At 60.6% G+C, this 17361-nt stretch carries 14 protein-coding genes and 1 pseudogene; 7 read left to right on the top strand and 8 right to left on the bottom strand.

Translation table 11 applies throughout. The annotated features are described in order from the left end of the window. Positions 1–7: 7 nt before the first annotated feature. From JJJ17_RS18335 to JJJ17_RS18350, 4 genes are read right to left on the bottom strand one after another with little or no spacing between them, the layout of a single operon-like run. Entirely contained in the window at positions 8–445 is a 438-nt protein-coding gene (locus JJJ17_RS18335; RefSeq protein WP_200689084.1) for a MaoC family dehydratase, read from the bottom strand. Then, positions 438–854 (bottom strand): MaoC/PaaZ C-terminal domain-containing protein, encoded by a 417-nt coding sequence (locus JJJ17_RS18340; protein ID WP_200689085.1) that lies wholly within the window; start codon positions 852–854, stop codon positions 438–440. The genes JJJ17_RS18335 and JJJ17_RS18340 overlap by 8 nt, the downstream gene beginning before the upstream one ends. Further along, positions 854–2026, bottom strand: a complete 1173-nt coding sequence (locus JJJ17_RS18345) for an acyl-CoA dehydrogenase family protein (protein WP_234464194.1) — start codon at positions 2024–2026, stop codon at positions 854–856. The genes JJJ17_RS18340 and JJJ17_RS18345 overlap by 1 nt, the downstream gene beginning before the upstream one ends. Before the next feature lie 33 nt (positions 2027–2059). Continuing rightward, complete coding sequence (locus JJJ17_RS18350) at positions 2060–3241, bottom strand: CaiB/BaiF CoA transferase family protein (RefSeq protein ID WP_200689086.1); 1182 nt, start codon at positions 3239–3241, stop codon at positions 2060–2062. Positions 3242–3443: 202 nt separating this feature from the next. Between JJJ17_RS18350 and JJJ17_RS18355 the strand changes: the two genes are divergently transcribed. Then, a complete protein-coding gene (locus tag JJJ17_RS18355) occupies positions 3444–4364 on the top strand; it encodes a LysR family transcriptional regulator (RefSeq protein WP_200689088.1) in 921 nt (306 codons plus the stop codon). Positions 4365–4367: 3 nt separating this feature from the next. On the opposite strand, the gene JJJ17_RS18360 is transcribed toward JJJ17_RS18355, so the two are convergent. Continuing rightward, on the bottom strand, positions 4368–5894 hold the full coding sequence (locus JJJ17_RS18360) for an AMP-binding protein (protein WP_200689089.1): 1527 nt from the start codon (positions 5892–5894) through the stop codon (positions 4368–4370). Between the two features lie 724 nt (positions 5895–6618). Next, positions 6619–9159, bottom strand: a complete 2541-nt coding sequence (locus JJJ17_RS18365) for a Hint domain-containing protein (RefSeq protein ID WP_200689090.1) — start codon at positions 9157–9159, stop codon at positions 6619–6621. A 190-nt stretch (positions 9160–9349) separates the two neighbouring features. On the opposite strand from JJJ17_RS18365, the pseudogene JJJ17_RS18370 reads away from it, so the two are divergent. The 3 genes and pseudogenes from JJJ17_RS18370 to JJJ17_RS18380 form a co-directional block, all read left to right on the top strand. Further along, positions 9350–9652 (top strand): annotated as a pseudogene (locus JJJ17_RS18370) (integrase core domain-containing protein); the annotation flags it as partial. Positions 9653–9785: 133 nt separating this feature from the next. Continuing rightward, positions 9786–10019: a hypothetical protein gene (locus JJJ17_RS18375; protein WP_200689092.1), complete on the top strand. Its 234-nt coding sequence runs from the start codon at positions 9786–9788 to the stop codon at positions 10017–10019. A 174-nt stretch (positions 10020–10193) separates the two neighbouring features. Next, positions 10194–10673, top strand: a complete 480-nt coding sequence (locus JJJ17_RS18380; RefSeq protein ID WP_200689093.1) for a VPLPA-CTERM sorting domain-containing protein — start codon at positions 10194–10196, stop codon at positions 10671–10673. Between the two features lie 1571 nt (positions 10674–12244). On the opposite strand, the gene JJJ17_RS18385 is transcribed toward JJJ17_RS18380, so the two are convergent. After that, positions 12245–13129 carry an AraC family transcriptional regulator gene (locus tag JJJ17_RS18385; RefSeq protein ID WP_200689095.1) on the bottom strand — a complete coding sequence of 295 codons (885 nt, stop codon included), beginning with the start codon at positions 13127–13129 and terminating at the stop codon, positions 12245–12247. A 228-nt stretch (positions 13130–13357) separates the two neighbouring features. Here JJJ17_RS18385 and JJJ17_RS18390 point away from each other — a divergent pair, with 228 nt between their 5' ends. Then, on the top strand, positions 13358–14314 hold the full coding sequence (locus tag JJJ17_RS18390; RefSeq protein ID WP_200689098.1) for an SDR family NAD(P)-dependent oxidoreductase: 957 nt from the start codon (positions 13358–13360) through the stop codon (positions 14312–14314). A gap of 33 nt (positions 14315–14347) precedes the next feature. Continuing rightward, the gene (locus JJJ17_RS18395) at positions 14348–15397 is read left to right on the top strand and encodes an NAD(P)-dependent alcohol dehydrogenase (protein WP_200689099.1); all 1050 of its coding nucleotides are present in this window, start codon (positions 14348–14350) and stop codon (positions 15395–15397) included. Positions 15398–15616: 219 nt separating this feature from the next. Here JJJ17_RS18395 and JJJ17_RS18400 read toward each other — a convergent pair whose 3' ends face one another. Next, positions 15617–16618 carry an alpha/beta hydrolase family protein gene (locus JJJ17_RS18400; protein WP_200689100.1) on the bottom strand — a complete coding sequence of 334 codons (1002 nt, stop codon included), beginning with the start codon at positions 16616–16618 and terminating at the stop codon, positions 15617–15619. A gap of 60 nt (positions 16619–16678) precedes the next feature. On the opposite strand from JJJ17_RS18400, the gene JJJ17_RS18405 reads away from it, so the two are divergent. Beyond that, complete coding sequence (locus tag JJJ17_RS18405; protein WP_200689101.1) at positions 16679–17296, top strand: TetR/AcrR family transcriptional regulator; 618 nt, start codon at positions 16679–16681, stop codon at positions 17294–17296. The last annotated feature ends 65 nt before the right edge of the window (positions 17297–17361 follow it).

Below are 17361 nucleotides of genomic sequence, written 5' to 3' on the forward strand. Positions count from 1 at the left end.
GTTCCTTTCAGGCTGCTGCAGGTTTGCGGCGGGGGAATTTCAGGGTGGCGCGCGCCTTCAGCACCTCGGTGCCCTGTTCGTTCGCCGCGCTGGCTTCCCAGATGATGGTGCGGTTTTCCTCGATCTTTTCGGCGATCCAGACCGAGAAGCTGATCGTGTCACCGTAAAAGACCGGGCCGGTGAACCAAAAGCGGTCCTCGATGGATACGCCGATGGTGCCCACCAATTCCGCCGTCAGGATCGAAGTGCAGATACCCGCAACCATGATCCCCGGCGCCAACCGCTGGCCGAAACGGGTGGCAGCGGCATAGGCCTCGTCGACATGGACCGGACCGAAATCGCCGGTGGCTGCGATATACAGCGCGCCGTCCGCCTCGGTCACGGTCTTGGCCAGCACTACCCGATCGCCGACCGACAGATCTTCGAATGAAATTGTGTCATACATCGGTATGGTTTCCGGCAAACGGCACCAGCACTGCCTCTCCGGTGGCGACGACTTGGGCGTCGGGATTACGGCGGATCTCAATGCTGCAAGTCGCGGTTCGGCCGACCAGCGCGGTGACGCGAGCCAGCGCCTCGACTGACTGGCCCACGCTAACGGGTGTCGCAAAGTCGAATGCAATGCGCCCGATGCGCCTCCCCGAGCCGCCAAGGCGGCTGAGCGCAGTGGTTGCCAGCGCCCCCAGGGCCAGTTCAAAGGCGACCGGACCATCGGCCCCTTCGGCACGGGCACGCAAGGCATCGACGTAAAGCCCGCCCATATTGCCGCTGATGCCGGTGAACATGGCCTGTTCAGCCACCGTCATGGTCTTGCGAAAGGAAAATTCCTGTCCGACGGTCAGTTGATTCATCATCATGCCTCCAGAAAGTCGAAACCGTGTTTTATCGTGGCGCGGGCGATCAGCATCCGGTGAATTTCCGATGTGCCGTCATAGATTCGCGTTACGCGGGCATCGCGATACATCCGCTCCAACGGCATTTCCTTGGTGAAGCCCATGCCGCCAAAGACCTGAATGGCGCGGTCCACGACACGGCCCTGCATCTCGGACGCGGCCACCTTGACGGCGGACACCTTGGTGCGCACATCGCGGCCCTGATCCAGTTCCCATGCGGTATTCAGCACCATCATCTTGACGCCGAAAATCTCGATGACACTGTCCGCGATCAGTTTCTGCACCATCTGGAAATCGCCGATGGGCTTGCCGAATTGCTGGCGGTCGCCCGCATAGTGGCGCATCAGGTCCAACGCACGGGTCGCCATGCCTACGGCACGCGCGCCGATATGGGCCAGCCGGATTTCTTCCACGCTATTCATGATCAGCTTAAAGCCGCCGCCAACCTCGCCCAAGACGGCATCTGCGGGGATGCGGCATTCCTCGAACGCCAGTTCAGCGTGGCCATAACCGCGATGCCCCATCATGGGCTGGGTCCGCACGACCTTGAAACCGGGCGTGCCCTTGTCGACCAGAAACAGGGTGATCCCACCGCGTGCGCGCTTTTCCTTGTCAGTCAGGGCCATGACGATGACGTAATCGGCAATGTCGCCATCGCTGATGAAATGCTTGGTGCCGTTGATGACCCATTCGTCACCATCCAGCCGCGCTGTGGTCGAGATCGACGCGGCGTCTGACCCGGCCCCCGGCTCGGTGATCGCCATAGCGCAGATCTTTTCGCCCCGCACGGTCGGCAACAGGTAGGTGTCGCGCTGGTCGCCCTTGCAGGCCATCAGCATCGGGTAGACCTGACCAAAGACCCGGCGGATCAGCGCGTCCGAGGTTTTGCCCAGCTCTTCCTCGACCAGACAGTGATCGACGCAGCTCAGGCCGCCGCCGCCGACCTCCTCGGGCATGTTCATGGCGAACAGTCCCAAGGATTGCGCCTTGGCCTTGACGGTTGCCAGCTTGTCGGAGGGAAGACGGGCGGTTTCCTCTACCTCGGTTTCCAGCGGCTGGACTTCGGTTTCGACAAAGCGGCGAACCGTGTCGATCAGCAGGCGGGATTCCTCGGGCAGCGAAAAGTCGATCATAGATGAATTCCTGTTTTCGGGGTGTCGTGGCGGTCAGGCGACCGCGCGGTCCGCGATCAGGCGGGCGATATCGTCGGGGCTGTAGCCGGCTTCGGCCAGAATTTCGGCGGTCTGCGCGCCCAAGGGCTGCGGTGGCAGCCGCACGTCGGGGGATGCGCCGTCATAACGCGCGGGGTGCATGACCATGGTGATCGGCTGGCCCGAGGCGCTGGCGCAGGTCTTGAACGCCCCAAGATGGCGCAGTTGCGCATCGGCTTGCAGCGCGTCGTAATCCTGCACCGGCGCGTGCCAGATGCCTGCCAGTTCCAGATCTGGCAGCCATTCCGCCGTGGCGCGGGTGGCAAGGCGGGCGGCGACCAGCCGGGTGATGTTTTCGCGCCGGGCAAAGCTGTCCTGCGGGCCAAAGCCTGCCAGTTCCGGGCAATCCAGCCCATTGGCCAGCGCGGCGGGGGTGGCCATAGAAATCGCGATATGCCCGTCCGCCGTGGCGTGAATGCCATAGGGGCCGGGGCTGAACCAAGAGGCGATGCCTGCCGTGCCGCGCGAGGTGGAACTCTCGGCCCCGTTCAGCCAGGCGGTCAGAGGTTCGACCTGCAGGTCGAGCGCGGCTTGATACAGGTTCACCTCGACCAGACGTCCCTGTCCGGTAGTGTTGCGCGCCACTACGGCGGCCATGATGCCAAGTGCATAGATGCTGGCGGCGTGCTGATCGACGATGACCGAGCCCACTGCGGTCGGCGCGCCGTCGGCCTGACCAGTCCGCGCCGCCAGTCCCGACAGCGCCTGCAACAGTAGATCCTGTCCGGCGCGATCCTTCCACGGACCATCGGCGCCAAAGCCCGAGGACACCGCATAGATCAGGCGAGGGTTGATCTTCTTAAGATCCTCATAGCCCAGACCCAGCCGTGCCATGGTGCCGGGGCGAAAATTCTCCATGACCACATCGGCATCTTGCACCAATTTGCGCACTGCGGCGATGCCATCGGGGTTCTTCAGATCAATCACGATCGAACGCTTGTTGCGGCCCGTGGCGATGTGGTTGACGCTGTCTTCGCCCACAAAGCGGTTGGCGACGGCCCAATTGCGCTGGAACGCGCCGCCCGGCGGTTCAATCGCGATCACATCGGCACCCAGATCACCAAGGATCTGTGCTGCAAGCGGGCCGGCCAGATAGTGATTGAAGCTAAGGACGCGCAGCGCGGACAGCAGTTCCATGTCGTTCTTCCCTGTGCTGCCCCTTGTAGGTGGGGCTTTCTTGGGACCGACTATCCGCCCGGTTTGTCATTCCAGCAATATGCGCATTGATTATGTTTAAGGTGACATCTATTGATATATTGAATATATTACACTGTTATCAATTCGCTTTTTTTTCCGGCACTTTGATAAGTTCCGTTGTCACGCAGTCAAAGGAATGGGCATGAACCTACGCCAGTTGGAGATTTTTCGGGCGGTCGTGCGCTATCGTTCGACAGTTGCTGCGGCAGAGGCGCTTGGGATGTCTCAGCCCGCTGTCAGCAATGCCTTAAAAAGTATCGAGACCTCGCTTGGCTTTCTGCTGTTCGAACGGGCGAACAAGCGGATGACGCCCACGCCAGAAGCGATGATCTTGCTGAACGAGGCTGAACCGCTGTTCAGGATGCAGGAGGTAATCAACCAAACCGCCGCACATCTGCGTTCTGGCAAGAAGGGTTTGCTACGTGTAGCGGCCACGTCCGAGCTGTCCGAATCGCTGCTGCCCCGCGTCATCTCGCGCTTTTGGTGCGGGCATGAGGGGATCGAGTTGTCTTTGGAAACTCAGCGGCTTGATACGATCATGGAGCAGGTCGAAAGTGGCATGGTCGATCTTGGGTTGGCAATGGAGCCGCATCCACGCGCCACGCTGGAGATCACACCTCTGGCCCGCCTTGGCATGGTCTGCGCCTGCCATGAGAACAGCCCGCTGGCCGCATTGGGTCAGGTCAGGCCCGCGGATATTGCGGGGCAGACGATGATCAATGCGCGCACGTCCAGTCGGATTCTGGGGTTGGTTCTTGAGGCTTTCCGCGCGGAAAGCGCGCCTTATCAGCCCGCGATGGACGTGCGTTTCATGAACGTCGCCGGGCATTTCGTCGAGGAGGGGTTGGGGGTGACCATCATGGATGAACTGACAGCCTCTTCGGCGAGATTCATGAAGCTGCGGGCAATCCCTTTTCTGCCGCGCGTTGAGATCGAGCTATCGGCAATCATCCAGCTGAATCGCAGCCATCACGTGCTGATCCAATCGTTCCTGTTCCATATCCGGGCCGAGATTGCATCGCGCGGCATCGCCGTGCCCGATCCCCGGACACGGCAGGGCTGATCTTCACGCCGAAGCCAGCGCCGCGTTTTCGGCCATTTGCAATGCCTTGCGGCGGATCTTTCCGAAACCGTCGCGCGGCAGCGCGGGCAGGACACGGATGCGCTTGGGCAGTTCGCTGCGCTCTAGCCGGTCGGACAGGAACGGCGTCAGATCGGCGGGGGCTTCGGTCCGGGCCGGATCGGCCAGCGCGATGAGTGCGGTAACCGCCTGTCCCCAGTCGCGATCCTCGGTCCCGAAAACGACGGCATCCACGATATCGGGATGCGCCAGGAGCGCGGCTTCGACCCGTTCGGGGTGTACCTTCAGCCCGCCGGTGTTGATGACGTCATCGCGGCGTCCGGCAAGGTAAAGGTAGCCTTCCGCATCCAGCCAGCCCATATCGCCCACGCATTGAAAGCCGTCCGCATCGCGGCGCGGTTCGGCAGCGTTCTTGCCGATATACCGGCTGCGCCCACGAATATCGTCGGGATACATGAACACCTCGCCCAGTTCGCCGGGTTCTAGCAGGCTACCATCCTCGGGGTCTCGGATGCGGATCTGCGTCTCAAATCCCCGCCCGACCGAGCCGCGATGCGCCAGCCATTCGGGACCGGTGATGACGGTCTGGCCGGTATTCTCGCCCGATCCATACATCTCGAACACCCGATCCGCACCCATGATGTCGATCCATTCTTGTTTCAGCCAGATCGGGCACGGGGCAGCGGTGTGATAAAGTGCGTGCAAAGAATTCAGGGGCGTGGCGTCGATCACGCCCGCAGCGTCGCGCGGCATGGCGTCCAGCAGCCGCACCAGTATTGTGGGCACGGTCAGAAGGAAGCCGACCTTGAAGCGTGCGACCGCCTCAATCACACGGGCGGCGTCGAAACGCTCCATCAGGATGGTGGTATTGCCTTCGAAAATGCCGTTTTGGGTCCATGTCAGCGGCGCGTTATGCGACATGGCCGCGCAGGTAAGCTGCACCTGATCGGTGCGGAAACCCAGTGACGGCGCAACATTGCCCCAACTGCGTCCCGGCGCGCGCAGATACGGCTGGTCGTCAGCCATCAGCTTGGGCAGCCCCGTCGATCCGCCCGAGGTATAGATCTTGCCCGGTCGTGAAATCAGGTCGGGCAGCGGGTCGGACGATGCTTGCGCGGCCCGCTCCTCTAGCTGGGCGCGATCAAGAATGCCGTCCTCGGCGGTTTCCTGAATGCAAAGTTTCGCGCCGATGCAATCAATCAGGCCGTCCCGCGTCGCGGCAGGCAGCGACGGGTCCAACCCCAATGTCGTGGCGCCAAGTCGCCAGATCGCCAGTGTGGTGAAGATATGCGCGGGCGTATTGCGCAGCCCAAACGCGACAACATCGCCCTGACCCACGCCCTCGGCCGCAAGAACGCGTGCATAGCGGGTCACATTGTCATCCATGTCGCGCCACGAAAAGGTCTGCTCATCGGCTCCAGCAGGCAGATATACCAAGGCAAGCTTTGTCTGCTGCGTGGCAGCGTGAAAGGCCAGTCTTTGGCTGTAGCTAAACAGGTTTTCCGCTGGCATCGGTCATCATCCTTACGTCGGCGGCCAATGACAAGTCAGCCGCTTATGCGAAGACCTGTCATTTTCTGTAACCAGAGGCAACCAATATGCCGTCGAACCGAGATCATTATGGCAAACGCCATGGAATTCGGCGAAATGACTGCAGCGCCGGAAACAGTTAGCGCAGGATCGCAACAGAATAGTTTTCCATTGAGTTGTGCCGGAACATCTTCGCCAATGCGGCGCAGTCATCCGCCGAAGGCACCTGGCGAAGCACTGAAACCCTATTGTTAATTTTGATGAAAACATCGTTACAAAGGCGGACGCGATGGCCGTGTTCACCTTGAGCTTTGTTCGCTCAGCTCCCAAGACGGCATAGTATTCGTTCCAATCGAACTGGAAAGCCTCACCCGGGCGAAACGTCAGTGGCATATATCCTGCAGAGGTTAAGTCTGGTCGAAAGTACCGGCTTTTTCACAGGTCATGTTCACGTTATCATGAAGCAACTGATGCATTTGCTCTTGATAAGATGAAAACCTCGAAACGCCCCCCAGAAACCGGCAAGCTCGTCGGTGTGCGCATCCAGTCCGATCTTCTCGACTGGTTAGATCGCCAGCGGTCAAAGCTGGACCCGAAACCGTCGCGACCTAAGATGATCCGCATCTATCTCGAGGAACGACGCTCAAAAAGCGAGACCTCAGGGTCTGAATAATAATTGATACCCAGACCCGGATATGGAGCCTATTCAGGCTCGCTCTGAAACCAGAGCGCGGTTGTTCTTATGATGCCGCTCGGCCAATTTTTTCGCATCTCGACCACCGCAGACAGGTCGGGCGTGAGTGAATACTGTGCCGAACTGCAGCTCTGGAAAAATGGCGAACAATTCCGCTCGCGCGTCGTCGCCGAGCGTCTTCATCGCTTCTGGCCCGGTGTAGAGAGACTCTGTTTCTGCGCCGTTCGAATAGACGATCTGGTGTTTATCGAAGAGGAAGTGCACGTAGATGACTTCATCTAGGTCACTTGCAATCTCTATGCCTTCGATCCCACACAGATGCTTTGCGGCTACCAAGACTTCGAAGGTGCCAAACATGCGCTGCGCGATCTTCGAACAAACGAGCACCCTGTGCTGCGGAGACACGACCAGATCACGATCGGGGGTGTTTCGGCCGAGCGCATGCTTTCTTATCCGTATCGGGCGCAGATTTGGCGCTTCTCGCAGGTCTTGCGCTGAGAGCTCTCGCTTGCCGATCCAACGGATAGATTGCGGGCCATCATCTCGGGTGAGTACCTCGATCCCGACCGAAAGATCACCCGCGGCAACTTGACCTTCGACAGTTTCAATAAGAACGTCATCCGCGAAACAAACAACGCCAGTCGAGTCGCGGGTCAGTTCCGAGGCGGCGACAGCGGATCCGCCATTCTGGATATTCAGCGTGAAATTCGACCCGAACCCATTCGCTGTGTTGATGCTGTTCAGGACACCGTCATCGGACTGATCCGCTCTCATCCAGCCAAGCGCAGTCGCATAAGGCTGAAGTCCCGCTTGGGTCCGCGCGGCATTGATGATCGCCAGATTCTGCTCGCTATAGAAAGACGTCAGATCGACAAAATCATTGTTGGTGTTATCACCGTCGTTAAGTCCACCAGTATTGCCAGCACCGAAATCGGTAATCAGATCACCGCTATCGACCACAAAAACATCGTTCCCGGCGCCGCCGGTCAGTACATCTGCGCCGCTGCCGCCGTTGAGCGTGTCTCTGCCTTCTCCGCCGAGCAGGGTATCATTCCCGGCCCCGCCTTCCAGCAGATCGTTCCCGGCGCCGCCCAGCACACTATCATTGCCGCCGCCGGCGCGAATAATGTCATTTCCTTCGCCGCCATCGATCGTCTCAGCACCCGAGCCGCCAAGAACACTGTCATCACCAGCGCCAGTAATGAAAACAGCCGCTGCATTGTTTCCGGTGGCGTTGATCGTATCCGCGCCAGACCCTGTCTCGACCGTCTCGATGCCGGTGAAAGTGGCGTTGCCGCCGGCGCTGGAAATGGAGCCCGTTCCGCCAGCGTAAGTGACCGTCGTATTTGCCGTTACTGCCGCCCCATTGAGTTTGTCAGATCCGGCTCCACCGTCGATAGTGTCGTTCCCGTATGCAGCACCCAGATTGATCTGGTCATTGCCCTCACCTGCTGAGATGTTCTCAGCCGCTGCGCCGCCGGTGATGGTGTCGTTGCCCGCACCTGTAATGAACGTCGCACCAGCGGCAGTGTTGCTGGCGGCATTAATGACGTCGTTGCCAGACCCGGTCACGATGGTCTCAATCGTGCTGAATGACACGTTTCCACCGGAGCTGTTAAAGGTCCCGGCGCCATTCGTGAAATTCACAGTCGTATTGGCGTTGAGAGTAGAGCCCGTCAGGGTGTCGCTGCCTGCGTCGCCCGCAACTGTGTCGTTACCGTAGGTGCCGCTAAGAATGATCGTGTCATTCCCGTCCCCGCCGGAAATGCTGTCAGCTCCAGCGTCGCCGGAAATCGTATCATTCCCACCGTTGCCGAGGATGGTGTCGTTTCCGTCGCCCCCAGAAATGCTGTCATTGCCGTCGACATGGCCACTGGTGAGTGGCGGAGCACCGATCAGCGAACTGGTCGCGAGATCGACCGCCGTGTTCCCGGTGCTCGGACCGGAGACAGTTGCACTCAACGCGTTGGCGCCAGCGTTCTCCCAGAACAAGACCTCGATCCGATATTCTCGGCCAGCAACCAAAGACACCGTGCCGCCACGCGTCGTTGGCCCTTGATGAAAGTCATTGTTCATGTAGGGAAGAGATCCGCCGGTATCGTTGGACCAATTCAGAACGGTGTTATTGGTCAGATCTCGGATAACGATCCGTGATCCGTCGTCTGAGGTTGTGGTGAACCTGTAGGTCCCGCCAGTCGCGACGGTGATTGAACTTGTTAGCAAGACGCCGAAATCGTCAGGGTCCGCAGTCAGAGCGTTACCACGGGAAATGTTCGCTAAGTTGCCGACACCGAAGTCGTCCACATAGCCTTGGCCGGCCAAAGTGCCAGACGTGATGGTCCCGGCTTGGCCGTTCGTGGACCCGAAATCACGGTTGAACACCGAATACATCCACTGTCCGGTCATCGGCCTATCGCCGGTCAGATAATCTGCCCCGGCTCCACCCGAAAGAACGTCGTTTCCACCGCCGCCGGTGAAACTGTCCGCGCCGGAAGTTCCGGTAATTGTATCGTTAAGGTTCGTACCCGGCGTGGTGCTGCTGTTCTCGGCCACTCGTAAACTCCCAACGAATCACTTTTCGCGAAAAAAAGCAGCATTATTAAGTGATAATACCTGCCCAGCCTCGCCAGTCTCCGAATGGTTAACACATCTCGCCATTCGTTAATTTTCATTTTTACGTCATGGGGAACATCTTAACGTTCGGTTGATTCTCTGCCACACGCTTTCTGTTCAGCGCTTCGCTACCAGCCGCGCCATCCTGACGTGGGTAGAGCTGAGCTACGTTGCCTAGCACTACATCGACCCTGACAAGCCACAGCAGAACGCCTTCATCGAAAGCTTCAACGGCAGTCTGCGCGACGAGCTGCTTAACGAGGAGAACTTCGACACCCTCGAAGACGCCCGCCGCAAGGTCGTCCTCTGGCGCTACGACTACAACGCAGTCAGGCCGCACTCCTCGCCCGACAACCTGACAGCCTATACCACACGCGGAGAAGCTCTCGATCTCTGTGTCAGACCCCGTGCTGCGACCTCAGCACGGGGTTAATCTTTGTTTTCCGACGCAGTGAGCCACAAGGGCAGAGCTTTCGTCTGCTTTTCCAATCGCTAACCCAACGTGCCGAGTTGACTCCTATCCTCTGCCTGACAATCTCGCGATTGGAGGATCAGGGGAGAGTCACATGGGGGACAGTGCCGCTTTGGAAGCACGGATTGCCGCACTTGAGGCTGAAATAGTTTCTCACCGGCGCGCGGCGATGCTGATATTTCTCGAATACGTCGCAAGGCGACCGCAAGAGCGAAAACATTTGATCGAACTGCTGGGTGATCTTGTCGTGCTGATGGGGCCAGAGGCTGCTGCCATCAGCAACGCTCTGATTGAGGAACTGGAGAAAGGCGCGCCATCAATGCGCTGACCCTGACTGCGACCGGCACAAAATACCTGCCCCAACGGCGTGTGACTTCCCTGTCGCAACGTCATCGAAATGTTAAGTGGCGCGATCTACTGACCAGCGATAGAAGCGCAATCACAAATTAACGATTCGGGACCGAGCGCCAAGCGCCCCCCCTTTTTTCCTAGGACGCTGAAGATGAAGGCACTCGCTGTCATTCTTGCTCTTTTCGCCACTCCTCTCTCTGCCGCGACGTATGGACAGGGTGACACGTGGAGCGGACAATTGTCGGGTGGGAAATACGAGTTCAGCTTCTCCGCGCCTTATGCGACGCCTTGCGGCAATGGCGATTGGTCGGGCTGTTCGTATCAGGGCGGCGGCTCTATTCTCGCGGTCGATAATCCTGCTGAATGCGGAGGATGGTGCGGCAAAACGCTCGGCACGTTCGATATCACCGCCTACAAACCTTTCACGACGCTAACATTCGATCTTTCGGAATGGGCCTCCAAATGGATCGTCATTCATTTTACGGGCCAGAACCAGGTCGCCTTTAACGCCCCGATTGATCAAGAAATCACTCAGCCAGCGCCGGTGCCGGTGCCGGCGGCGCTGCCTTTGCTTCTCGGCGGTATCGGCGCGCTCGCAGCGCTGCGTAAACGCCGCCAAAGGGCGGTCTAAGCCCGAATAGCTCTATGAAATTACGCCCCCGGTCTATTGCCGAGGGCGGGTCTATTATGTCGGCGGAGTTTAGACGACCCCTGCCGGCTTCAGCCCCCCGGCCAGCCCAGCCACTGCAGTGTTTCTTACAGCGCGCAACTCAACGACAGACCCCCTGAGCCTTCAAAACGTCATACCACGCATCCGCCTGACGCCGGGACAGTCATCAGCTGTAAGGCCTTCCGTGCTCACGCAAAATGTCCCCATACATCGCTTCCAAGCGCGCATATTCGCGCCGCGGAACATGATCCTCTGTGCATCTCGGCAAGGATGGAGACTGTCGAGTTTGGTTTCTCTCCCTGTTTAAAGGCTGCATAGGTATATTCATAAAGAAATACGCCAGGCTGGCGGGTGTGAGTCGTTGGTTTGGTGCTAGACGTGCAGCAGGCCGCCATGAAGGCGCCTGAATGACAACAAGACATTCGCCATGACGCTGCGTTAAGGGTCTGGAACTATTCCGCTGTGACGGTGTCAAACTGGACCAGATGCACCGATTGGTTCATGTTTTCTCCGCACCGCCGACACTGCCAGCGCCCAGGCGTCGCGCGGGGGCGGAAACTCGCCACCTCACCATGATTGCAGTGTCGCAGCCCGGCCCCAAAAATCAATGGAACCCCTGCGAGATAGGCGCGTTCATGCACCTGATGGTCCGGGCTTTCTTGACTTCAAGATCCCCGGCTCGCCACGATCTAACAGCCTTTCTAACAGCCTTTTTAATTGTTGCATGGCGGTGGGCCTGAACCCACTTCTCCCTTGCCCTCATCCGTTTCCGACGGCAATCTGCCACACTTCCCGTCAGGGGACGGTCGCAGCATATTGGGGAACAGAAGGTGCCGCGACCAAAATACGCTGATCTGCCCGCTGTTGGGCTGGACATGCCCGGCACCTAGGTCCATCACTTTCGCGCGCCGATAGCCCGCCTTTCATCGTGGGAGCCGGGCCGGTTCCCCTATCACAAAAGACAAGGTGACGCGCATGTCAGAGACGACTACATCACCGTCAACGACCGGGCGGCTTGTGTGATTGGTTGCGATTTCGCCACACGGTCGTTAAAGTTTCACCAGCATTTCAGTGTCGCGGCAAGAGCCTACAGCTACCTCCCCCGGCCAGACTGCTGCGTGCGGTCATCCCAGTGCTGGATATGGCAGCGGCTTGGCAGGATCTTGATATCGCGGTTTTTGCTCGCGCACGGCCTCGAGGTTGTTCTTCCTGCTTTCGTCATGTCTTTCTCCATCGCACTGGGAGGGACATGCCGCGCCGCCATCAAGAAACCGATGACCCCTCATTGGCGGGCCGATTGTAAATACATTTCTGGTGAATCTGGCTACCGATGCGCTCACCGTCGATATCCTCAACCTTCAGGCCGAACGCTTTTGACGCGCGCAACTCGGTGGGATCGGGCCGCTTCACCGGCAAGTATGAGGCCGCGCTCCGGTGGCACGCACACCATGGCCCTTGCGCGGACTGCGTGCGCCCTGACCTCGGCCCTTAGCGGGATACACCCACATACTGATCGCCCTCGCCATCATCGCTCATGCGACGACGCCGATATCATCGGCGCCTGTGCCCTGACTGCGCAGGCGCGCAGCATCGCGGAACGGGGGAGTGCCAAACATGCGGGAATATTCGCGGCTGAACTGCGAGGCGCTTTCATAGCCGACCGAATGGGCAGTGCGTGCGGTATTGCCCGTCATGATCATCAAGCGCCGCGCTTCCTGCAGCCGCAGCGTTTTTTGGTACTGCAACGGGCTCATCGCGGTTGCCGTCCTGAAATGGCGGTGAAACGAGGCGGGGCTCATCCCGGCGATCTCGGCAAGGGTCTCGATTCGGATCGTTTCGTTAAAATGCGCCCGAATCCACCCGATCGCCTGCCTGACCTGCGACAGCTGGCTGTCGTCGCGGGCAATCTGGCGCAACACGCCGCCTTGCGGACCCTGCATCACCCGATAGAGGATCTCGCGTTCCATCATCGGTGCCAACACCGGGATGTCCCTCGGCGTGTCGAGCAGCGCCAGCATCCGAAACCACGGATCGACCAGTTGCGGCGTCACCGGGCTGATCCCGAAACCGAACGTCTGCCCATCGGCGGACATTGTGCCATCGCTCAGCAGCGAGGCGATGACATCGCGGTTCAGGCGCAGGCTGACGCAGATATAGGGCTTCGCATCGCTGGCCTCGACGATCTGGCCAGAAACCGGCAGGTCGAGCGAGGTGACGAAATAGGATAGCGGATCATAGCGCAGCACCCGGTCGCCGACCATCACCTGCTTGGCCCCTTGCAGGACAAGGCACAGCATCGGCTCATACATGGTCGATGTCGGACATGTCACCGAAGGCGCGACGAACAGTGAAACGCCGGGGATCGCACCGGCATAGCCGGACATGGCAACGTGACGCTCGGCCAGACTACGCATCATGATCAATTGCTGCTGCATGGCTGTCAGACTGACCCAATCCCTACTCCACGGCAATGCAGCTCGGGCAATCATCCCCCAAATTTGAGAGGAATGGGCAAAAGTTCGACATGATCCGGCGCGGCCTGCTCGGGCAGGATCACCAGATGATCGTCACCGGGCGCCCATCGGGCATCGCGATCCTTGCCGTTTCCCGCGTCCGGCATTTCAACCCATCAAGGAGGAAAACCAATGTCCCCATCATTTGGAGCGGAGGCGACCGCGGATGACGTGCTGGCGGGCGTAGATCTGTCCGGCAAGCGGATTCTCCTCACCGGCGTGTCGGCCGGTCTGGGTGCCGAGACGGCACGGGCGCTGGTGGCGCATGGCGCCGATGTGGTCGGCGCGGCGCGGAACTCGGACAAGGCCCGTGCCGCAACCGAGGCGTTGCAGACCGCGGCAAGGCAAGGCGTTGGCAGCCTGGAGCCGATCACGCTGGATCTGGCTTCGCTGACCAGTGTGCGGACGGCGGCCGATGCTCTGCTGGGCGACGGCCGTCCCTTCGATGTCGTCATCGCCAATGCTGGTGTCATGGCCACGCCGCAGGGTCGCACCGCCGATGGTTTCGAGACGCAGTTCGGCACCAACCACCTGGGGCATTTCGTCCTGATCAACCGGATCGCGCCACTGCTAAAGCCGGGCGGGCGGGTGGTGAACCTGTCTTCGGCGGGCCACCACGCTGCCGATGTTGATCTGGACGATCCGAATTTCGACAGACTGCCCTATGATCCCTTCCTGGCCTATGGCCGGTCCAAGACCGCCAACATTCTGTTCGCCGTCGAATTCGACCGCCGTCACAGGGAGGGGGGCGTGCGCGCCACCGCCGTGCATCCGGGCGTCATCCGGACGGAACTGGTCCGGCACATGAGCGACGAGGCGACGGAAGCACTGATGGCCTCGCTTGCGGCCCGTCAGGCAGAGGGAGAGGCGGCCTTCGCCCTGAAGACCATCCCGCAGGGCGCAGCCACATCGGTCTGGGCCGCCACCGTGGCCGATGCCGATGCGATCGGCGGGCGCTATTGCCTCGACTGCCATGTCGCCGAGATCGAAAACCAGACGTCCGAGGGCGTCCGCAGCTATGCACTCGACGCCGACAACGCCAGGGCGCTGTGGGCGAAAAGCGAAGAGCTGACCGGCGAACGGTTCTGACCGCCCACGCCACAAACCCAAAAAGGAGTTCCCATGAAAACCATCGGATATGCTGCGACCAATCCTAACCTGCCGCTTGCCCCGCACGACATCGAGCGCCGCAAGTTGCGTGACAACGATGTCGGGATCGAGATCCTGTATTGCGGCGTCTGCCATTCGGACCTGCACCAGGCTCGGAACGATTGGGGCGCATTGATCTACCCGCTTGTGCCCGGCCATGAGATCGTGGGTCGGATCACCGGGGTCGGCAGCGCCGTCACCCGCTACAAAGTGGGCGACATGGTCGCGGTCGGCTGCATCGTCGACAGCTGCGGCAGGTGCGACCAGTGCTTGAATCATGAAGAGCAGATGTGCCGCGAAGGCGTGACCCAGACCTATAACGACCGTGACCGGATCACCGGCGAGGTCACCCATGGCGGCTATTCCAGGCATATCGTCGTGCGCGAGGAATTCGTGCTTGCGGTCCCGAAGGGGCTGGACATCTCCCGCGCTGCGCCGCTGCTTTGCGCGGGGATCACGACCTGGTCGCCGCTGCGCACCTGGAATGTCGGGCCGGGCAGCCGGGTCGGTGTCGTCGGCTTGGGCGGACTCGGCCACATGGCGGTCAAGCTGGCCGTCGGGTTGGGCGCCGAGGTGACGGTGATCAGCCGCACCGATGCCAAGACGGCCGACGCGCTGGCCCTTGGTGCCGATCGCGTGCTGGCCTCGGGCGACGCGACGGCGATGGCAGGGTCGGCCAGTTCCTTCGACCTGATCATCGACACCATTCCCATGCGCCACGACCTGTCGCCCTATCTTCCGCTTCTCGACGTGGATGCGACGTTGGTGATCGTCGGCCAGCTGGGCATGGTCGACGAACACAGCACGCTGCCGCTGCTGATGGGCAGGCGCCGCATCTCGGGCTCGCCCATCGGCGGGATCGCCGAGACGCAGGAGATGCTGAATTTCTGTGCGAGGATGAACATCCTGCCGGATTGCGAGATGATCGCCATTCAGGACATCAACACCGCGTTCGAGCGGATCGAGCGCGCGGATGTGCGCTATCGCTTCGTCATCGACATGGCATCGCTGGAAGCAGCCTGACATGTCACGCGGGGCGCGCGCGCACCTTGCAGGCCCTGCGGCATATTGGATCGGCAGCGTCGGGGAAGCAGCTGCGCTATCGCGTCAAGTTGCGGAGCTTCGAAGTGACTTGTCGGATGGCAGACATGGCCACGGGCATCGGCATCGTGCCCTAGACCACCGCCCGGCGCATGAGGCGGTCCTCAAGCATCGCTCATACAGCTGGCCAACGGTCGAGCGCTAAGGCACCTGTCGGTCTGCATCAGGTCCAGCACCGAACTTTCCGCTCGGCGCAGAGCCTGTTGCGCCATCTGACCAAGGACCCGACCGCAGCGCTACGCGCTGCGGCCACGGGTTTTGCCCGTCCCGCAACCAGTTCAACGTCTCGCGCCAGAAACCTTGTGCATGGCTGTCGTGAAACAAGCTGAAGTGGCCGATCGCCTGCAGCCCGCAATCGGCGGGCTGCAGCAGCACCATAATGCGGTCGGCGCCGGTATAATAGCCAAGTGTGCGGCGGATCGCAGGCATGGTCCCTAATTCGTCATCCGCAACCGCGACCGCAAGGATATCCGCGCCGACCGCGACCATGCGTCGGGTCACATCACCCCTTTCCGCGGCCGGATGGGACAATTCGAAACGGGCACGGCGGAAGGCCCATTCATAGGCAACACCAGCCGGCAGATCCTCCAGCCAGCCCAACCGACGCCCCGGAAAGTAACCGCACAGCGCCGTCAGCCCCGGCATGGCCAGATGCCATTTCAGTAGCAGGGGCAGGCGACGCCGGGGCGCGTAATCGCCCCACCACGCGTATTGCGCGCCGACGGTCAGCATCCGGTCGATCCGGTCCGCACCGCGCGCGAGGCCGGGAAGAAAGCCGCCGATACTGTGGCCCACGACGATCAGGGGCCCGCCATTCCGCGTGGTCATGAACGCCAGCACTGCCGTAAAGTCCCGCTCGCCCCAGTCGCGCCAGCGATAGCCGCAGCCCCGCAAATCCGCCGGGCGCGACAGGCCGATGCCGCGATAATCCCAAGTCAGGACCTCGAAGCCGTGACCGGCCAGAAATGCCGCATAGCGGTGATAATACCGCGCCAGCACCCCCGTGGCCGGGTTGATGATGACGCGGCCTATCGGCTTGCCCCGGCCGGGCCAGAGGTGACCCTGCAGGCTGACGCCATCCTCGCAATGCAGCAGGACGGGGCGGCTCAGTTGGGTTTCATGATCGATGATGCGATGGCCCATGCCCGCCAGACTAGCAGTCGAGCGGATTGAGTATATTCACTGGTCGGTATACTATTGAGCATGGACAAGCCATCGCCCCCCACACGCGACCGTATCCTCGAGGCAGCGGGAAAGCTGTTCTATGCCGAGGGCCTCCGCACCGTCAGCATGGATGGTATCGCCGAGACGGCGGGCGTGACCAAGCGCACGCTCTATTATCATTTCCGCAGCAAGGACGATCTGATCGCCGCCTGGCTGGAGATGCGCGACCAGCCCAATCTGGCGGCTTTCCAGCATTGGTTTGCGTGGGCGGAGGGAGATGTGGCTGACAAGATCCGCGCGATCTTCGACAATCTGGCCCGCTCGGCGCACCGCCGCTCGTGGAAGGGTTGCGGTTTCCTGCGGGCATCGGTGGAGCTGATCAACATGCCGGGCCATCCGGCCATCGTTGCGGCACGTGCCCACAAGATGCGAGTCGAGAACTGGCTGTGTTCGGTGCTGCTGGACGCCGGGCTTGAGGCAGGCGCAGGAACGCTTGCCCGCCAGATTATCCTGCTGCTGGACGGAGCCTTCGCCGTCGTTCTGCTGCATCGCGACCCGGAATATTTCGAGATTGCCGGTGAGGCGGCCGCAACACTGATCCGCAAAGGCCGGGATCACGTCTCGGATGAAGTATCTAGAAGGGAATATGAGAGGTGAGACAAGACAAACATACTGTGTCCAATGCCTTCGGCCTAACTCACTCATGCTGCGTGGCCGCATCT

This window comes from Paracoccus caeni (assembly GCF_016629665.1).
Classification (GTDB): Bacteria; Pseudomonadota; Alphaproteobacteria; order Rhodobacterales; family Rhodobacteraceae; genus Paracoccus; species Paracoccus caeni.